We start from the raw sequence: 15,926 nt of genomic DNA on the forward strand, positions 1-15,926 counted from the left end.
GCAAATGCCCAACATCACTACCCGCAGTTTTTCTCAACACGCTTTTGACACGCTTAATCAATATGGTTTGCCTGCCGTATTGGCACGCATTTATGCCGCGCGTGGCATTCAACAACCTCAGCAGCTTGAGACAGATTTATCCCAGCTACTTTCATTTGAGCAGTTAACCCATGTTTCTCATATAGCGGTACTACTTGCTGATGCCATTGCCGAGCGGAAACGTTTATTGATTGTGGCGGACTATGACTCGGATGGCGCGACTGCCTGTGCGGTGGCCATGCGCGCCCTCAGAAAATTTGGTGCCATCGTCGATTATCTCGTTCCTAATCGTTTTGAATATGGCTATGGCTTGACGCCGGAAATCGTGCACCTTGCGGCTACCTCTTCTGCTGGACAGCCGGATATTCTCATAACCGTCGATAATGGGATTGCGAGTGTGGAAGGGGTGCGGGCGGCTAATCAGCTGGGGATACAAGTGCTCATTACTGATCATCATCTACCGGGAGATCAATTACCCGCAGCGGCAGTTATCGTCAATCCCAATCAGCCTGGCTGCAATTTTCCCAGCAAGCATCTGGCTGGCGTAGGCGTCATTTTCTACGTGATGCTTGCGTTACGCGCGGAGCTGCGCAAGCGCAATGCGTTCGCTGCTGGTAAAGAGCCCAATCTGGCGAGTTTGCTTGATCTGGTTGCGTTGGGGACAGTTGCGGATGTCGTCAGACTCGATAGCAATAACCGCATTCTGGTTCAGCAAGGTTTGCAGCGTATTCGCAAGGGACGGGCATGTGCCGGCATTAATGCCTTGCTGCAGGTTGTAAAACGTGATTTCCGACAAGTCTCCAACTATGATCTGGGTTTCATCATTGGGCCAAGATTGAATGCAGCCGGCCGGCTCGATGATATGACCCTGGGGATTGAGTGCCTGATCACAGAGGATGAATCCAGAGCAAGTCAGCTTGCTGCGCAACTGGATGAGTTGAACCGCCAGCGGCGTGAAATCGAAGCAGATATGCAAAATGATGCGTTGAGCAAGCTGGCAACTGTCATTGAAACTCAGGAATGCGCAACCGGATCTGGTTATAGCTTATGTTTGTATGATCCAAGCTGGCATCAAGGTGTGATTGGTTTACTCGCCTCGCGTATCAAGGAAAAATTTCATCGTCCGGTGATTACTTTTGCGCCGGGCAATGAAGGTGAAATCAAAGGCTCGGGACGTTCCATTCCAGGCTTTCATTTGCGTGATGCATTGGATCTTGTTTCTAAAAGGTATCCAGGATTAATTTTGAAATTTGGTGGGCATGCTGCAGCAGCCGGCTTGACTGTGCATGAGCAAAATTTTGAGCGTTTCCGGGATGCGTTTGAGCAAACTGCGCAAGCACTGCTGACGCCTGCAGATTTAGTGCATATCATAGAGACCGATGGGGAACTGGATGAGGCTGAATTAAATTTGGATCTGGCGTACTGGTTGGCTGGCTGTGTCTGGGGACAAGGCTTTCCTGAGCCGAGCTTTAATGCCTATTTCTACGTGGAAAGCCAGCGTGTGGTAGGTGAGAAACATTTAAAATTAAAATTGAAGAAATTTGATTCGCACCGCAGCTATGATGCCATATTATTTTTTCAGGTGGGGTTGTTGCCGCCCATGATTAATGCAGTCTTTCGTGTACAAGCTAATGAATACAAGGGTAATACGACCCTGCAATTGCTGCTTGAACACTGGTTTCCGATTGATTCGATGACGCTATGAATAATACCTTCCTACCGGGAGTAGAGCTTGAGTATTTGGCTCCCTTTGCTACCAGTCTTGCCATTGGTCTTTTAATCGGCCTCGAACGTGAGCGTAGCCCCGCAGCGAGAGCGGGATTAAGAACATTTGCCCTGGTCTCACTATTTGGTACGCTTAGCGCCATGCTGTCGCAAAAAACAAATTCACCCTGGTTGCTATTTGGCGGACTGTTGCTGGTGGGAATCATGATGATTGCTGCTTATATTCGTCAGCAAGATGAATTGCCTGATCCGGGCACGACTACCGTTGCGGCTATCCTTGTCTGCTATGGTTTGGGCGCCACTGTCTGGTACGGCGAATCCACACTGGCGGGAATGCTCGCCATTGTTACGACTATGTTGCTCTATTTTAAAACAGAGTTGCATGGCATCACACAGAAGCTTGACCGGCGCGACCTGATTTCGATGCTGCAATTTGCCGTGCTCACTTTTATTGTTTTACCGGTCTTGCCTAATCAGGATTACGGCCCCTATGATGCGCTCAATCCTTATCAGATCTGGCTGATGATTGTATTGATATCCGGTATCAGCCTCTCCGGCTATATCGCATTGCGCTTTATTGGTCAGCGCTATGGCGCTGTCCTGTTAGGAATACTGGGTGGGGTCGTATCCAGTACCGCCACTACTATGGTATTTACGCGTCGTAGCGAAGATAATCCGATGCTGACCAAATTAGCGGTGGTGGTGATTCTAGTCGCTAATTTGATGGTTTTGGTAAGACTCACCGTCATCAGCGCAGTCGTTGCGCCGGTGATATTACCAAACATATTACCGATCCTGGGTATGGGCCTTTTTTTGGGTCTGATCGCCACTACTTTTTGGTGGCGTGATTTAACCCAGCAAGAAGAACTCGCTATACCCGAAACTAAAAACCCTGTTGAGCTTACGATTGCGATCAGCTTTGGGGCTTTCTATGCGATCGTGTTGCTGTTAAGTGCCTGGTTATCGGACATTGCGGGTACTAGCGGGCTTTATATGGTGGCGATTATTTCCGGTTTGACGGATGTTGATGCCATCACGCTCAGCAGCTTGCGCTTGCTCGATCTAGGTAAGCTGCAGGTGACAGAAGCAGTCACTGCCATTACGCTGGCCGTCATTTCAAATATTATCTTCAAGCTAGGATTGATACTAGCTATCGGCAGTGCGCTGCTAGCCAAGCGCAGCGCTTTAGGCATGATCATGACTGCGATCGGTTTGGGAGTCGCGCTGATATTGTTTGGAAAATGAAGTTGTAGACCATGTCATTTAAACTTAATTTACCCGTGCCAGGGATGCTGACGCGTTATTTCGGATTTGACGGTTCGAGCGATACCTTTGCTCTTGCCGAACTGGCACGTTCGGGGCAGCAATGGGCCAAGCCACTGACCATCATTAGCGCCAATGCATTGGATGCACAGAGATTGCTCGAAGAGTTACCTTTTTTTGCGCCTGAATTAAATGCGCAGCTGCTGCCAGATTGGGAAACACTGCCTTACGATACTTTTTCGCCACACTTTGATCTGATATCTGAGCGATTGGCGACTCTTTACCAGGTTATGAACGGTACCTGCGATGTATTGGTCGTGCCTGTAACAACTGCCTTGTATCGCATGCTCCCTAAGGAATTTTTAGCAGCACATACTTTCTTTATCAAGCAGGGCAGTGTTCTTGATTTAGCCGCATTCCGCAGTCAGATGACTTTGGCTGGCTATACGCATGTGACACAGGTATTGTCACCGGGCGAATATAGCATACGTGGGGGGTTGATCGATTTATTCCCGATGGGCAATCCGCTGCCTTACCGTATGGACTTGCTCGATAATGAAATCGAGACCATCAGGACATTCGATGTCGATACCCAACGCAGCATTTATCCGGTCAAAGAGATCAGATTGTTGCCTGCGCGTGAGTTTCCATTGGATGAAGCGGGGCGCACGCGCTTTCGTATCAATTTTCGCGAAAAATTTGAAGGCGACCCTTCTCGCAGCCGGATGTATAAAGAAGTCAGCAAAGGTAGCACGCCTGCAGGAATTGAGTATTACCTACCACTTTTTTTTGAGCAAACTGCTACCTTGTTTGATTATTTACCTCAGAACAGCTTGTTATGCCTGCATCAGGATATTTACCCAGTGGTCGAAAATTTTTGGCGTGATACTCAGTCGCGTTACCAATTATTGCGGGGGGATACTGATCGCCCCCTCTTGCCGCCGACTGAACTGTTTCTGACCACTGATGGTTTTTTTGGCAAACTGAAACCTTATACGCGTATTCAAATTCAGGCTGATAAAGACTTGGCTGCCGAATCATTTACGCAACCTTTGCCAGCCGTGCGGGTAGATCGTCATGCAGCTAATCCACTTGAGAAATTGACTGGATTTGTTGACGAATATACGCTATCAGGTGGGCGCGTCTTGCTGCTGGCTGAGAGTATGGGGCGGCGCGAATTAATGGCTGAATATCTGCATGCATATGGTCTGTTCCCGACACTCTGTAAAGATTATGCAGAATTTCAGTCGAGCAACGAGCCTTTCATGCTGAGCGTTGCACCACTCCATACCGGCTATATCCTGAATGCCGATCACTATGCGTTGATTACCGAGAGTGAGCTTTACGCAACTCATGTGCATGGGCGACGTGAGCGCGAGGCGCGCAAGGCTACCTCGACTGACGTTATGCTGCGCGATTTATCGGAAATTAAGCCCGGCGATCCGGTGGTGCATGAGCAGCATGGCATTGGCCGTTATCTCGGGTTGGTCAATATGGATCTAGGCGAGGGGGAAGCCGGCCAAACCAGTGAGTTCCTCGCACTGGAATATGCCGGCGGCGACAAGCTCTACGTGCCTGTTTCTCAACTGCATTTGATTGGACGCTACAGTGGGGTTTCGCCTGAATCTGCCCCTCTGCATAAACTTGGCAGTGGACAATGGGAAAAAGCCAAGCGCAAGGCCATGCAGCATGTGCGCGATACCGCAGCTGAACTGCTAAATCTGTATGCGCAGCGCGCAGCGCGTCAAGGTCATGTTTTCAAATTTAAACAGCATGATTATGAAGCGTTTGCAGAAGGGTTCGGCTTCGAAGAAACCGCTGATCAAGCGGCCGCTATTGAAGCGGTTATCAACGATCTGACCTCGGGCAAACCGATGGACCGACTGATTTGCGGCGATGTCGGCTTTGGTAAAACAGAAGTCGCCTTGCGCGCGGCTTTTATTGCTGTGGCAGATGGTCAACAGGTGGCCGTGCTGGTTCCTACCACCTTATTAGCGGAGCAGCATTTTCAGAATTTCTCGGATCGCTTTGGCTTAATTGCTGAGCAATGGCCCGTGAAAATCGCTGAACTATCACGCTTTCGTTCAGCCAAAGAACAAGTGCAAGCTTTGGAAGGGCTCGCCAACGGGCAAATAGACATCATCATCGGCACACACAAGCTGATCCAGGAGAAGATTAAATTCAAGAATCTCGGCTTGGTGATCATTGATGAAGAACACCGCTTTGGCGTTCGTCAAAAAGAGCAGCTAAAAAGAATGCGTGCCGAAGTAGACGTGTTGACCCTGACGGCTACACCCATTCCCCGTACGCTCGCCATGTCACTGGAAGGGTTGCGCGATTTTTCTATTATTGCTACTGCCCCGCAAAGACGACTCGCCATCAAAACCTTCGTTCACCCTTTTTCAGAAGGTATTATCCGCGAGGCTTGTTTGCGGGAACTGAAACGCGGTGGGCAAATTTATTTTCTCTATAACGAAGTGAGCACTATTCAGCACATGTATGACAAGCTCGCGCAACTTCTGCCGGAAGCGCGTATTCACATCGCCCACGGACAGATGCGTGAAAGCGAGCTGGAGCATGTCATGCGCGATTTCTACCAGCAACGCTTCAATCTGCTGCTTTGCACGACTATTATTGAGACGGGTATCGATATTCCCACTGCCAACACCATCCTCATCCATCGTGCAGATAAATTTGGTCTGGCGCAATTACATCAGTTGCGCGGCAGGGTAGGGCGTTCTCACCATCAAGCCTATGCCTATCTGCTGACGCCAGGTGATGAAGCACTCAGTGCGCAGGCTAAAAAAAGATTGGAGGCGATTCAATCGATGGAAGAGCTCGGATCAGGCTTTTATTTGGCAATGCATGATCTGGAAATCCGCGGAGCCGGCGCTGTGCTGAGTGAATCACAAAGTGGTGAAATGCAGGAAGTCGGTTTTAATCTCTACAGCACCATGCTGGAGAATGCGATTAAATCACTCAAAGCAGGCTGTGAGCCAGATATGCAGCACCCGCTTGGCATTGCCACAGAAATTAACCTGCATGTACCTACCTTACTGCCAGAAGATTACTGCAATGATATCCATGAACGCCTGGTGCTGTATAAACGCATGGCAAATTGCATCAATGATGGGCAACTGGATGATATGTACCGGGAACTGATTGACCGCTTCGGTTTGTTGCCTGCCCCAGCCCGAGCGCTACTTGACTGTCACCGTCTGCGTATTGCTGCCAAACCGCTTGGCATTATGCGGGTTGATGCTAGCGCCGACAGTATTCTCATTCATTTTGCGCCCAATCCCCCTGTGGAAGCAGGCAAAATTATCACGCTCATTCAAAGTGGCCGGGAATACAGTCTGGCTGGTCCAGATCGCCTGAAAGTCCAGGTAAAAGTTCCGGATGTATCAGAACGAGTCAAGCGCATCAGGAAGCTGATGGAGATGCTGGGATAGTCAATATCCAACTTATCTTAGATAACTTCGTTTTGGAGGAATGAGCTTAACTACCATATAAGTTAGTCGCAAGCCAGTGTAGGTATATACTCGCAATTCTTAAATTTCCAGGCGATATGATCCTAAAAGCATTTTTTAGAATGACCTATGATTGAGTTCAATGTTTTTTTATAGATGCGTTATAGGCTCCAGGTAACCGCTAGTGAGATTCGATATAAAGAGGATAAAAGATGGCAGTAACAGCAGGGAGTGCCAGTTCCATTCCCGAACTTAAAACAAATTTCGACAACATTATGCTTGCTGCACTTAATCTTTCTGCACGAGCTTATTCTGATAACCACCTCGACGACCAACCGGTCATCAATGCTGTGAATGGACGTATTCAAAGCTGGGTACCTTTAGATGCCACAGCTTTGGGTTTTGCAGAAAACGACCCTCGATTCAGCACGATAGGCGGGAGCTTGTTGCGGTATGACAATGACAATGCTTCGGCAACGGTTGGTTTAACTATGCTGGGCGGCAAACGCATGTTAGGCATTTCATTCGAGGGCTCTAATGATCTTTTTACAACAAACGGCAGAAAAGATTGGAATAATAATGTTTTCAACATAAAGGGTTACTATGATCTTTTAAACGACGAGCACAACGATAATGAAATCAGTTTCCTTCAATCGATCGTCAATTATATTAATAGCCAAGGTATTGAACAGGTGCTCGTGACTGGCCATAGCTTAGGAGGCGCCGCTGCACAATTCTTCATGCAAGACTATGGTGCTGCTGATGCCAGATATATCGGGATAACTTTTGGATCGCCCGGTACTAATCGTTTTCAAGCATTACCGGAAGAACGCTTTGTCAATATTCGTCATAATGACGATGAAGCAGTGATAGCAGGAGAGGCGAGGGGATATGAAGTCAGTGGCTCGGTTATTAATGTACGGGTGGATGATTCCGGGATAGATGGATTATCAGAACATGCACTGTTCATTCCACTGGATGACTCAGAAATCAACTATCGGAAAAGCATTGAATTTATCACTTCCCAATTGGATGCAAACACTTTGTTCCGAGATATGAATATTTTTCCTGGTACTCATGGCAACGACAATGTCAATGCAAAAGAAGGTCAAAACATTGAGGTCCTGCTGGGCGGTGGCGGCACGGACAGCATGATAGGCGAAATGTCGGGAGAGCAACATATACAGATTTTTAAAGGAGGTTTGGGTAATGATATGATTGATGGTGGGGGAGGAATCGATTATGTCCTCTACAGCAGTGCCCGCTCTCATTTTACTCACCAAGTTTCGCCAACTGGTGAGTTGATCGTAATTGATCAATCGGCAGGATCGAATAATGAAGGAACCGATACGCTTCGGGGTATCGAGCGCATCATTTTTACTGATATGGCTTTTGCGCTCGATATGGATGGTTCGGCCGGGATGGTTGCGAAATTGATTGGAGCTGTTTTTGGCGCGGGAAGTGTTTCTAATGCTCATTATGTGGCCATTGGCCTTTCTGAACTAGAAAAAAATAATGGTTATGAAGATCTTGCTGCTTTCGCTATCGCCGCAACCAGTGCCAATACGCCTGCGCAAGTGACCTCGTTACTCTGGAGCAACCTCATAGGAACAGCGCCAACAGCGGAACAGGCGCAGCCATACATTGATCTGCTGAATTCAGGTACATCCATTGGAGAATTGGGTGTATTCGCGGCAGAGCATCCGCTCAATCAAGCGAATATCACGCTGGCCGAGTTGAGGGAAAGTGGAATCGTTTTTGATCCGCTGGGTTTTGTTGTCTAGCGTAGCGTGGGTACCAGCCTGGATTGATTCCATTTCCAAATCAAACCTGACTTTGTCGGCTTCATCTTGCTGTATTATTTAGACTGTCTGCGGCTCGCCTTCGCGTCATGTTTATTTGGAAATGGAATGACTAATAGTTAGCAACACGTGCTAGGTTGGATGATTGCCCAAAGGTAGTAATGGCTGCGTAGATGGCAAATGGTTAAGCAATCGCCCAGTTGTAATGATTGCAGGCACTGAGTATGGTACGGTACAAGAAACGATGGATCGACCAATAGTCTTCAGCACCGGCACCCGTAAACATGCCAATGATCAGCAGATTTAATGAGGAATTTGTCGCTTCATTGAATTCTACCAGCAAGCCCGTTAGATGAGGATGAAAGGGTTGTTGCGCCAACTGCTCTTCCAGATAGGCGCGCAATGTAGGTACAATGTCGGTCAGAATAATCTCGTGATGCTGATAATTTAGCTTGAAGTTGATCGGTATAGCAAAACCATCCCGCGACAGGTTACGAGGTTTTTTGCCAAGATAGTCAGCTACGGTGAATGTGGTAGTTGCCCCAATTATTTGCATTTGCACTATTTCTGGGGTTTGAAGCAATACTTTGCCATAAATGTCGCCCTCTAGAATGACGATATCGCCTACTTGGCTGGGAAACCAGGGTTCTTCCGGGGAGTACGGGCGCGACTGCAAATCTACCAAGCGATCGATAGGTAGACGCAGTAACCCACCGTGAAGCAAAGGATTATACAGTGTTGAAAAGATGTTAAGTGAAGCAATTCTCCAAGGTAGCCCATTGTATAAGATGCGTTCACCTTCTCGGACGCCACCCATATTGAGCAGAAGGCGAATTTCTCGGATATAACGTGGCAACGACTTTTGTAATCCCCAAGTTAATGTGATCATCAGCAAAACCATGAGTCCAAATAACAGCCAGTCGCCACGAACGTACAAAATAAGCATAGCGGTAAATAAAGCCAGGGTCACGGTCAGCGTTCGGAGCAATAAGGCAATGGCCCGAGCCAGTCGTCGTGTTCCGGGTTCATGCTTTCGACTTGGCAGCCGGCTGATTAATCGCCCGAGGCCTATTAGCACTAGATAGATCAACACAAAGCCGCCCAGTGCCAATACTAAATTGAGCCCACGTCCGCTAGCAAACTTTTGCAATTTGGTAACCAATTCCTCACCCAGTCCCTCACTAGGAGCAGTTAAACGTTGCAGTTGGGCATTAATTCGTTGCAAACGGCTTTCGGCATTTTTACGTTGCTCCTGCCATTGATTAAGCAGTTCTTTAAGCGCGTGCCTGACTGATGAATGCTTGCTTTGTGCAAGCGTTTTCTCCAGTTCGGCAATTGCTGTGTCAGCGAGCTGCAAGTGATCTTCTTGCAGTATTTGTTCACTTTTTAGCTGCTCCATCTTGCGCGGTCGTTCAGTCAATTGCTTTAGATCATTCATTAATGGCCGTACAATCTCCTCTAATTCCTTCCTCCAGTTGAATGGGGTTTTTTCTTCCGGTTTCTCGGCTAATGTTGCAAGACCTCGCCCTCCGGTTACCGTCTCCTCAAAAGAGTTCTTCAAATCGAATAAACGTTGATCGAGCGATTCCAATTGTTCTTTGATTTGTTGTTCGTTCGCTGGATTGGAAGTGTTTTTTAATTGTTCGCTGAGAGCAGTGCGCTCATTTTCAGTTTCCTTGATGGTAGCTAGCAGTTCATACAGTGATTCATCTGACGGGGGTGACTCAGTAGATTGGGTTGTGGCCAGTGCCGCAGGCTTAGTTGCTGGTACTGGTTGTGCACAAATACCCGATGAAAGTAGAACGAAAAAGAAAAAAGGGGCTGGCTTGAGCAAGATCATGACAATACTCCTCCTATCTTTTCTATCAAATAGACGCGAAGGTGAATTCAGACAGTATAAATAATATGGGAAGGTGAAACTGAAGAAAATCAGGTTTGATACTAGGCAATATTAAAGTGAGACTTATCCAGTTTATTCTCCAGACACGAATGAGTATCTATTATAGAAATGTGGATAAATGAATTTTGCGTTGTCAGAGGATATAGGGACGATAAATTCTAGGCTAACAATTGTTGGCCTGACAGAGCAGCGGAGGTGGCACCCGCTTTATGCGGAAAATGGCGGCAAATTCATCATTGCAAAATTACTATCATTCCTCGGATCAAACTGAACGTTAATAAGAAGGAGCTGGCTTCTTTAAGTGACCTTTCTGGGGCTGATGAAAACTTAATTTCTAGAGGGAATAAAAAAGCCTGGAAGTCCCATGTTACGATCGAACGCTTAAAATTAAAAGGGAGTGAAACTATGGGGCACAGAATGTATAAAGGGCACCTCTAAAAATTCATATTTGCGAGCATCCGCTTCGCGGATTGCCTGCTTACCCCGTTTCGTCACAATGCTTCGTTGTTCACAAAAAATGTTTCCTTACCTATCAGTTATATGCTGCGTCAACATTTTTTGTTCTCGCCTTGGCTTGTCTAGACTTCTGAATTTTTAGATGCGCCCTAAAAACAGTTCAATACTCAGCGATACATTTTTTTAATCAAGACTGCTAGATGGTTACCAAATTTCGACAGTCACCCCGGGTTTGAGCCACTTGCTGAGTTGATCAATCTGCGCATTGGTTAGTGCAATACAACCATTAGTCCAGTTGTATAGCCCATGGACCTGTTGATCTCCTCGCCCGAGCCCGTGAATACCCAAATGACCACCCAGCGGCGTATTCTGAGGAGGCGTTCTTCCTGCCTCAATGGCATGGATAATCGATTGCCACGTTTCTTTAGTAATCCGGTTTTCCGCTAGAGCGAGATCAGCGGCTTCTCGATTCGGGAAATCCAGACCGAAGAAACGGTAGTAGCGGCTTGGTTCTTTTATCCGATCGATCTTGAAGCTACCAAGGGGTGTTCTGTTATCACCCATCATTCTGGCTTTGCTGGCACCAAAGCGTCCGATGGCGATATCGTTAAAAACAGCTTCTAGTGTCATTCCCTTCATGACTGATAAGGTAGAAGTTTTGGTATCTACCATTATCCAGACATGATTGTGTGCGCTGGATGGGTTGGAAATGAACAGGCAAAAAATTAATACAAGTAATCGGCTATACATTTTAAAAATATAAAAAATGGTAAAGAAATTTTTCTGGTCTGGTGAATGCTGCTGAATCACGCTATTATGGTTCTTTGGGAGGTGATCTAGCAATAACCGGAGTAGTTGTCCTGTTCAAATGTATTATTATCTGATTATTTAAGTTCATTTAAGTTTATTATGTGCCTCGCTATTCCTGCTTGCGTAGAAGAAATTGTCGCGGAAGGTTGCGCAATAGTCAATTTAAGTGGAGTGCGCCGAGAAGTTTCGTTAGCATTGGTTGAAGATGTCAAATCTGGCGACTATGTCATCGTGCATGTAGGTTTCGCATTACAGAAAATAGACCCGAGTGAAGCAGAACATACTTTGGCGCTGTTTGCTGAAATGCAAGCACAAAATGATCCCTTTTCTGCTGAGTAAGCAATATGAAATACATAGATGAATACCGTGACGGTGCGCTGGCAAAAAAAATTGCCGCCCGAATTATGCGTGAAGTAAATCCCCGGCGGCATTACCATTTGATGGAATTTTGCGGTGGTCATACGCATGCCATTTCACGCTATGGCATACCCGATCTGCTGCCGAGCAACGTTCACATGATCCATGGACCTGGCTGTCCGGTCTGTGTTTTGCCCGTTGGACGGATTGAAAATGCCATTCAATTGGCGCAGCAAGCGAAGGTGATCTTATGCAGTTATGGCGATATGCTGCGCGTTCCGACTCATCGCGGTATGAGTTTGCTGAAAGTCAAGGCACAAGGTGCTGATGTGCGTATGATCTATTCTAGTACTGATGCGATCAAGATTGCACAGCAAAATCCCCAGCGGCAGGTCGTGTTTCTTGCCATCGGTTTTGAGACCACCACGCCACCTAGCGCAATTGCGATCAAGCAAGCGCAAGCATTGGGTTTGACCAATTTCAGTGTATTTTGCAATCATGTGCTGACGCCTTCCGCCATTTCTCACATCCTTCAGTCTCCTGAAGTGCGCCAGCTCGGCTGGGTGCCGCTGGATGGTTTTATCGGACCGGCTCATGTCTCCACTGTCATAGGCAGCCGACCTTATGAGTATTTCGCAGAAGAGTTTCAGAAACCTGTAGTCATTGCGGGCTTTGAACCGCTGGATGTTATGCAGGCGATTCTCATGCTTATCCGGCAGATCAACGAAGGGCGGGCGGAGGTGGAAAATGAGTTTACCCGTGCAGTAACGTATCAAGGCAATCTCAAGGCGCAGCATCTGGTCGCAGAAGTATTTGAGCTGCGACGGGTGTTTGAATGGCGCGGTCTTGGTTGGGTACCTTACAGCGCACTTCGCATCAAGTCAGCTTTTAGTGATTTTGATGCAGAAAAACGCTTTCAAATACCCACACTCTCCATCGCTGATAATAAAGCATGCGAATGTGGCGCCATTCTGCGCGGCATCAAGCAACCCAAGGATTGCAAAATATTTGGTACTGTTTGTACGCCTGACAACCCGATTGGCTCCTGCATGGTTTCGTCGGAAGGGGCATGTGCGGCATATTACAATTATGGCCGTTTTCGCCAGATTGCATGATGTCAATTGGAAACCCTGTTAAAGTGAGCAAAGCGGCTTATATTCGCCCGATCGATTTCAAAAACGGTCGGGTGGAGATGGCACACGGCGGGGGCGGACGCATGATGATGCAGTTAATCGATACCTTATTCCTCACCGCTTTTGATAACAACATTCTGCGTCAGATGAATGATCAGGCTTGTTTTTCAGTGCCAGCAGGGCGCATGGTGATGTCGACTGATAGTCACGTGGTGTCACCTCTGTTTTTTCCGGGTGGTGATATCGGCAGCTTGTCAGTGCATGGCACACTCAATGATGTAGCGATGTCTGGCGCCAGGCCGCTCTATTTATCTGCCAGCTTTATTCTGGAAGAAGGCTTCCCGCTAGCTGATCTCAAGCGTATTGTTGAATCGATGGCAAAAGCGGCGCAACATGCGGGGGTATCTATTATTACCGGCGATACCAAAGTAGTCGAACAAGGCAAAGGGGACGGGATATTCATCACGACCACCGGGGTCGGGATCGTGCCAGAGCATCTTCAAATTTCAGCCGAGCGCGCGCAGCCCGGCGACAAGATTCTGGTGTCTGGCACGCTCGGTGATCATGGTATCGCTATTCTATCACTGCGTGAAAATCTTACTTTTCATACTACTATCCAGTCTGATACCGCTGCCTTGCATGAGTTAGTGGCCTGTATGATAGAAGCTGTTCCCACGATTCATGTGCTGCGCGATCCAACACGCGGTGGGCTCGCGACTACCTTGAATGAGATTGCACGCCAATCAGGTGTGGGCATGATGGTGTATGAAAATAAACTTCCCATTCATGAGCAAGTCAGAGCTGCCTGTGAGTTTTTAGGATTTGATCCGCTTTATATTGCCAACGAAGGTAAATTAGTTGCCATCTGTCCTGCTGCAGCGGCAGAGACATTACTGCAAGCGATGCAAGCGCATCCTCTGGGTAGTAAGGCAGCAATTATTGGCGAAGTGATCGAAGATTCCCATCATTTTGTGCAGATGGAAACAAGTTTTGGCGGCCAACGGGTGGTTGACTGGTTGAGTGGAGAACAGTTGCCGCGTATTTGTTAAAAACGCTCGTGATTATTACTTGATTTCATCAGGTAAAAAAATACCCCGGTTAATCCGGGGTATCTGGTTTACTTGTGCTCGAACTTATTGAGGCACAATATTTGATGCTTGTTTACCTTTGGGGCCGGTCGTAACATCGAAGGTCACGCGCTGTGCCTCGCGTAATGACTTAAAGCCATTAGCATTGATTGCAGAAAAGTGTGCAAATAAATCTTCTCCACCGTTGTCTGGAGTAATAAAACCAAACCCTTTAGCATCGTTAAACCATTTTACAGTACCTGTTGCCATGTTCTATTTCCTTAATAATAAATTTATGATTACGGTCATCCGTATAGAGCCATCGAATATCAAGGAAAAAGGGTCAACTATTAGTACCACATTTAACAACTTGAATCCAAAAGACGTTAGTAGGATACGCTTTTTTAGAGAAAGTTCAAGTATTTATTCAAGAGCAAAAGCTAGCAAAAGGATCAGGAAAACAGTAATTCATTCATCATATTTATGGATCTGACAAAGTTTGTTATGATGATGAAGGCTAAATCAACACAATTCTATAAAAATAAGGAGATAGCATGCAGTTTGTTGTGTAGATGTCATTTTTGGCGTAATACATTGTATTATTTAGGAGATCTAAATTTAGTTCTCCCCCTCTTTAGCGTTTATCAACCTCGTAACTGTGATGGCAAAATTCTTAAACACAAGCGCCACGAATTATTTCCTCGAAGAACTCATTAAGAGCGCCAGGGATCGTCTGATTCTTATCAGTCCTTTTCTTCGGCTAAATGATCGAATCAAAGAGCTTCTCGAAGACAAGAATCGCTTGAAGATTGATGTTCGTATTGTCTACGGCAAGAGCGAGCTTCAGCCGGTGAAATTAGTTGGCTTACTGCACTTTCCTATCTCCGCACAAGTTTTTGTAAGAACCTCCACGCCAAGTGCTACCTCAATGAGGAACTGTGCATTATTACCAGCCTAAACCTCTACGAGTTCAGCCAAATAAACAACAACGAAATGGGTGTGCTCATCCGGCGTAGTGAAGATCCTGATCTATATAAAGAAGCTTATGAGGAAGCTCAGCGCATCATTCGCATCAGCGACGAAATCCGTATCTCTGTCGAAACGGTCGAAAAGGAGGCGGAAATCATCTCAGAGAATGAAGAGCCGTCCGGCGACAAATTAACTTCTTCTAAGCTGGCACAGAAGCTCGGGGTTAAAACAAATGAACTTATCGAGCAACTAGTCAAATCAGGTTATCTCGAAGCCCGAGATGGGAAGAATTACATCACCACGAAAGGAAAAGATGCAGGTGGTGAATTTCGGATGAGTCCAAAACATGGACCGTACTTTCTCTGGCCCGAGGCCTTTCGTCCATGAAGGCAACCCATCATTCCACCGATCTGCACGAAAAGACGCGCGGGCCAGGTATTTGAACGTTCGGCGTCATGAAGCTTCAAACTGTCCATTACGCTGAGCTAAATGCGAGGCAGCAAGAGTCATACAACTTTCAGAAGGTGTCGGGGGTGCTTGCTGACTACGGGTTCACAACCATTCGACTAACGGATGATTGGCAGGGTGCAGATTTCATCGCGCAACACATCGACGGTGAACAGTTCTTGAAAGTCCAGCTCAAGGGTAGGTGTACGCTGGCTAAAAAATACATGAACAAAGATTTGTATATCTGCTTTCAAGATCGTGGTGTTTGGTATCTTGCTCCGCATGACGAGCTTCTGGCGTGGGTGCAGCAGAACATGAATATAATAAACACAGAGTCGTGGAGAACAGCAGGCTTGTACTCGTTTCCACGTCTGTCAGCAGCATTGAAGTGGTATCTTGAATCCTATCGAATCGGCGCCGCCCAACCAAGCGCTTCAGCCGATGTCCCTTCGACCCCTTCGTCGTTCCAAGTCAGCGGCTGAGTTTGG

Annotated in this window: 15 protein-coding genes; 11 read left to right on the forward strand and 4 right to left on the reverse strand. The window is 47.0% G+C overall.

What is annotated here, in order from left to right; all coding sequences use genetic code 11:
* Nucleotides 1–4 precede the first annotated feature (4 nt).
* The 4 genes from recJ to BM122_RS00835 all read left to right on the forward strand — a co-directional run bounded on the left by recJ (nucleotide 5) and on the right by BM122_RS00835 (nucleotide 8,281).
* Nucleotides 5–1,744: a single-stranded-DNA-specific exonuclease RecJ gene (gene recJ / locus BM122_RS00820; protein WP_074902767.1), complete on the forward strand. Its 1,740-nt coding sequence runs from the start codon at nucleotides 5–7 to the stop codon at nucleotides 1,742–1,744.
* The gene (locus BM122_RS00825; protein ID WP_074902769.1) at nucleotides 1,741–3,009 is read left to right on the forward strand and encodes an MgtC/SapB family protein; all 1,269 of its coding nucleotides are present in this window, start codon (nucleotides 1,741–1,743) and stop codon (nucleotides 3,007–3,009) included. The genes recJ and BM122_RS00825 overlap by 4 nt, the downstream gene beginning before the upstream one ends.
* 11 nt (nucleotides 3,010–3,020) lie before the next feature.
* Nucleotides 3,021–6,479, forward strand: a complete 3,459-nt coding sequence (gene mfd / locus BM122_RS00830; protein ID WP_074902771.1) for a transcription-repair coupling factor — start codon at nucleotides 3,021–3,023, stop codon at nucleotides 6,477–6,479.
* Between the two features lie 230 nt (nucleotides 6,480–6,709).
* Nucleotides 6,710–8,281: a lipase family protein gene (locus BM122_RS00835; protein WP_074902773.1), complete on the forward strand. Its 1,572-nt coding sequence runs from the start codon at nucleotides 6,710–6,712 to the stop codon at nucleotides 8,279–8,281.
* Between the two features lie 202 nt (nucleotides 8,282–8,483).
* On the opposite strand, the gene BM122_RS00840 is transcribed toward BM122_RS00835, so the two are convergent.
* The gene (locus tag BM122_RS00840; RefSeq protein ID WP_074902775.1) at nucleotides 8,484–10,139 is read right to left on the reverse strand and encodes an AAA family ATPase; all 1,656 of its coding nucleotides are present in this window, start codon (nucleotides 10,137–10,139) and stop codon (nucleotides 8,484–8,486) included.
* A 255-nt stretch (nucleotides 10,140–10,394) separates the two neighbouring features.
* On the opposite strand from BM122_RS00840, the gene BM122_RS00845 reads away from it, so the two are divergent.
* Nucleotides 10,395–10,637, forward strand: a complete 243-nt coding sequence (locus BM122_RS00845) for a hypothetical protein (protein WP_074902777.1) — start codon at nucleotides 10,395–10,397, stop codon at nucleotides 10,635–10,637.
* A 222-nt stretch (nucleotides 10,638–10,859) separates the two neighbouring features.
* Here the strand turns inward: BM122_RS00845 and BM122_RS00850 are convergent, their stop codons facing one another.
* Nucleotides 10,860–11,327: a L,D-transpeptidase gene (locus BM122_RS00850; protein WP_256211816.1), complete on the reverse strand. Its 468-nt coding sequence runs from the start codon at nucleotides 11,325–11,327 to the stop codon at nucleotides 10,860–10,862.
* Nucleotides 11,328–11,564: 237 nt separating this feature from the next.
* Here BM122_RS00850 and BM122_RS00855 point away from each other — a divergent pair, with 237 nt between their 5' ends.
* From BM122_RS00855 to hypE, 3 genes are all read left to right on the forward strand, one after another.
* The gene (locus BM122_RS00855; RefSeq protein WP_074902778.1) at nucleotides 11,565–11,804 is read left to right on the forward strand and encodes a HypC/HybG/HupF family hydrogenase formation chaperone; all 240 of its coding nucleotides are present in this window, start codon (nucleotides 11,565–11,567) and stop codon (nucleotides 11,802–11,804) included.
* 5 nt (nucleotides 11,805–11,809) lie between these two features.
* Complete coding sequence (gene hypD / locus BM122_RS00860; protein WP_074902780.1) at nucleotides 11,810–12,937, forward strand: hydrogenase formation protein HypD; 1,128 nt, start codon at nucleotides 11,810–11,812, stop codon at nucleotides 12,935–12,937.
* 77 nt (nucleotides 12,938–13,014) lie between these two features.
* Nucleotides 13,015–14,004 carry a hydrogenase expression/formation protein HypE gene (gene hypE, locus BM122_RS00865; RefSeq protein ID WP_371264872.1) on the forward strand — a complete coding sequence of 330 codons (990 nt, stop codon included), beginning with the start codon at nucleotides 13,015–13,017 and terminating at the stop codon, nucleotides 14,002–14,004.
* Between the two features lie 84 nt (nucleotides 14,005–14,088).
* On the opposite strand, the gene BM122_RS00870 is transcribed toward hypE, so the two are convergent.
* Nucleotides 14,089–14,292, reverse strand: coding sequence for a cold-shock protein (locus BM122_RS00870; protein WP_046850109.1), 204 nt, complete (start codon nucleotides 14,290–14,292; stop codon nucleotides 14,089–14,091).
* A 391-nt stretch (nucleotides 14,293–14,683) separates the two neighbouring features.
* Here BM122_RS00870 and BM122_RS23895 point away from each other — a divergent pair, with 391 nt between their 5' ends.
* Nucleotides 14,684–14,980, forward strand: a complete 297-nt coding sequence (locus BM122_RS23895) for a phospholipase D-like domain-containing protein (RefSeq protein ID WP_218151946.1) — start codon at nucleotides 14,684–14,686, stop codon at nucleotides 14,978–14,980.
* A gap of 41 nt (nucleotides 14,981–15,021) precedes the next feature.
* A complete protein-coding gene (locus BM122_RS23900) occupies nucleotides 15,022–15,378 on the forward strand; it encodes a hypothetical protein (protein ID WP_218151947.1) in 357 nt (118 codons plus the stop codon).
* A 179-nt stretch (nucleotides 15,379–15,557) separates the two neighbouring features.
* Here the strand turns inward: BM122_RS23900 and BM122_RS24710 are convergent, their stop codons facing one another.
* Entirely contained in the window at nucleotides 15,558–15,722 is a 165-nt protein-coding gene (locus BM122_RS24710; RefSeq protein ID WP_256211817.1) for a hypothetical protein, read from the reverse strand.
* Between the two features lie 30 nt (nucleotides 15,723–15,752).
* Between BM122_RS24710 and BM122_RS24715 the strand changes: the two genes are divergently transcribed.
* On the forward strand, nucleotides 15,753–15,920 hold the full coding sequence (locus tag BM122_RS24715; protein WP_256211818.1) for a hypothetical protein: 168 nt from the start codon (nucleotides 15,753–15,755) through the stop codon (nucleotides 15,918–15,920).
* Nucleotides 15,921–15,926: the final 6 nt, after the last annotated feature.

Source organism: Nitrosomonas communis (assembly GCF_900114745.1).
In the GTDB taxonomy this organism is placed as follows: Bacteria; Pseudomonadota; Gammaproteobacteria; order Burkholderiales; family Nitrosomonadaceae; genus Nitrosomonas; species Nitrosomonas communis_A.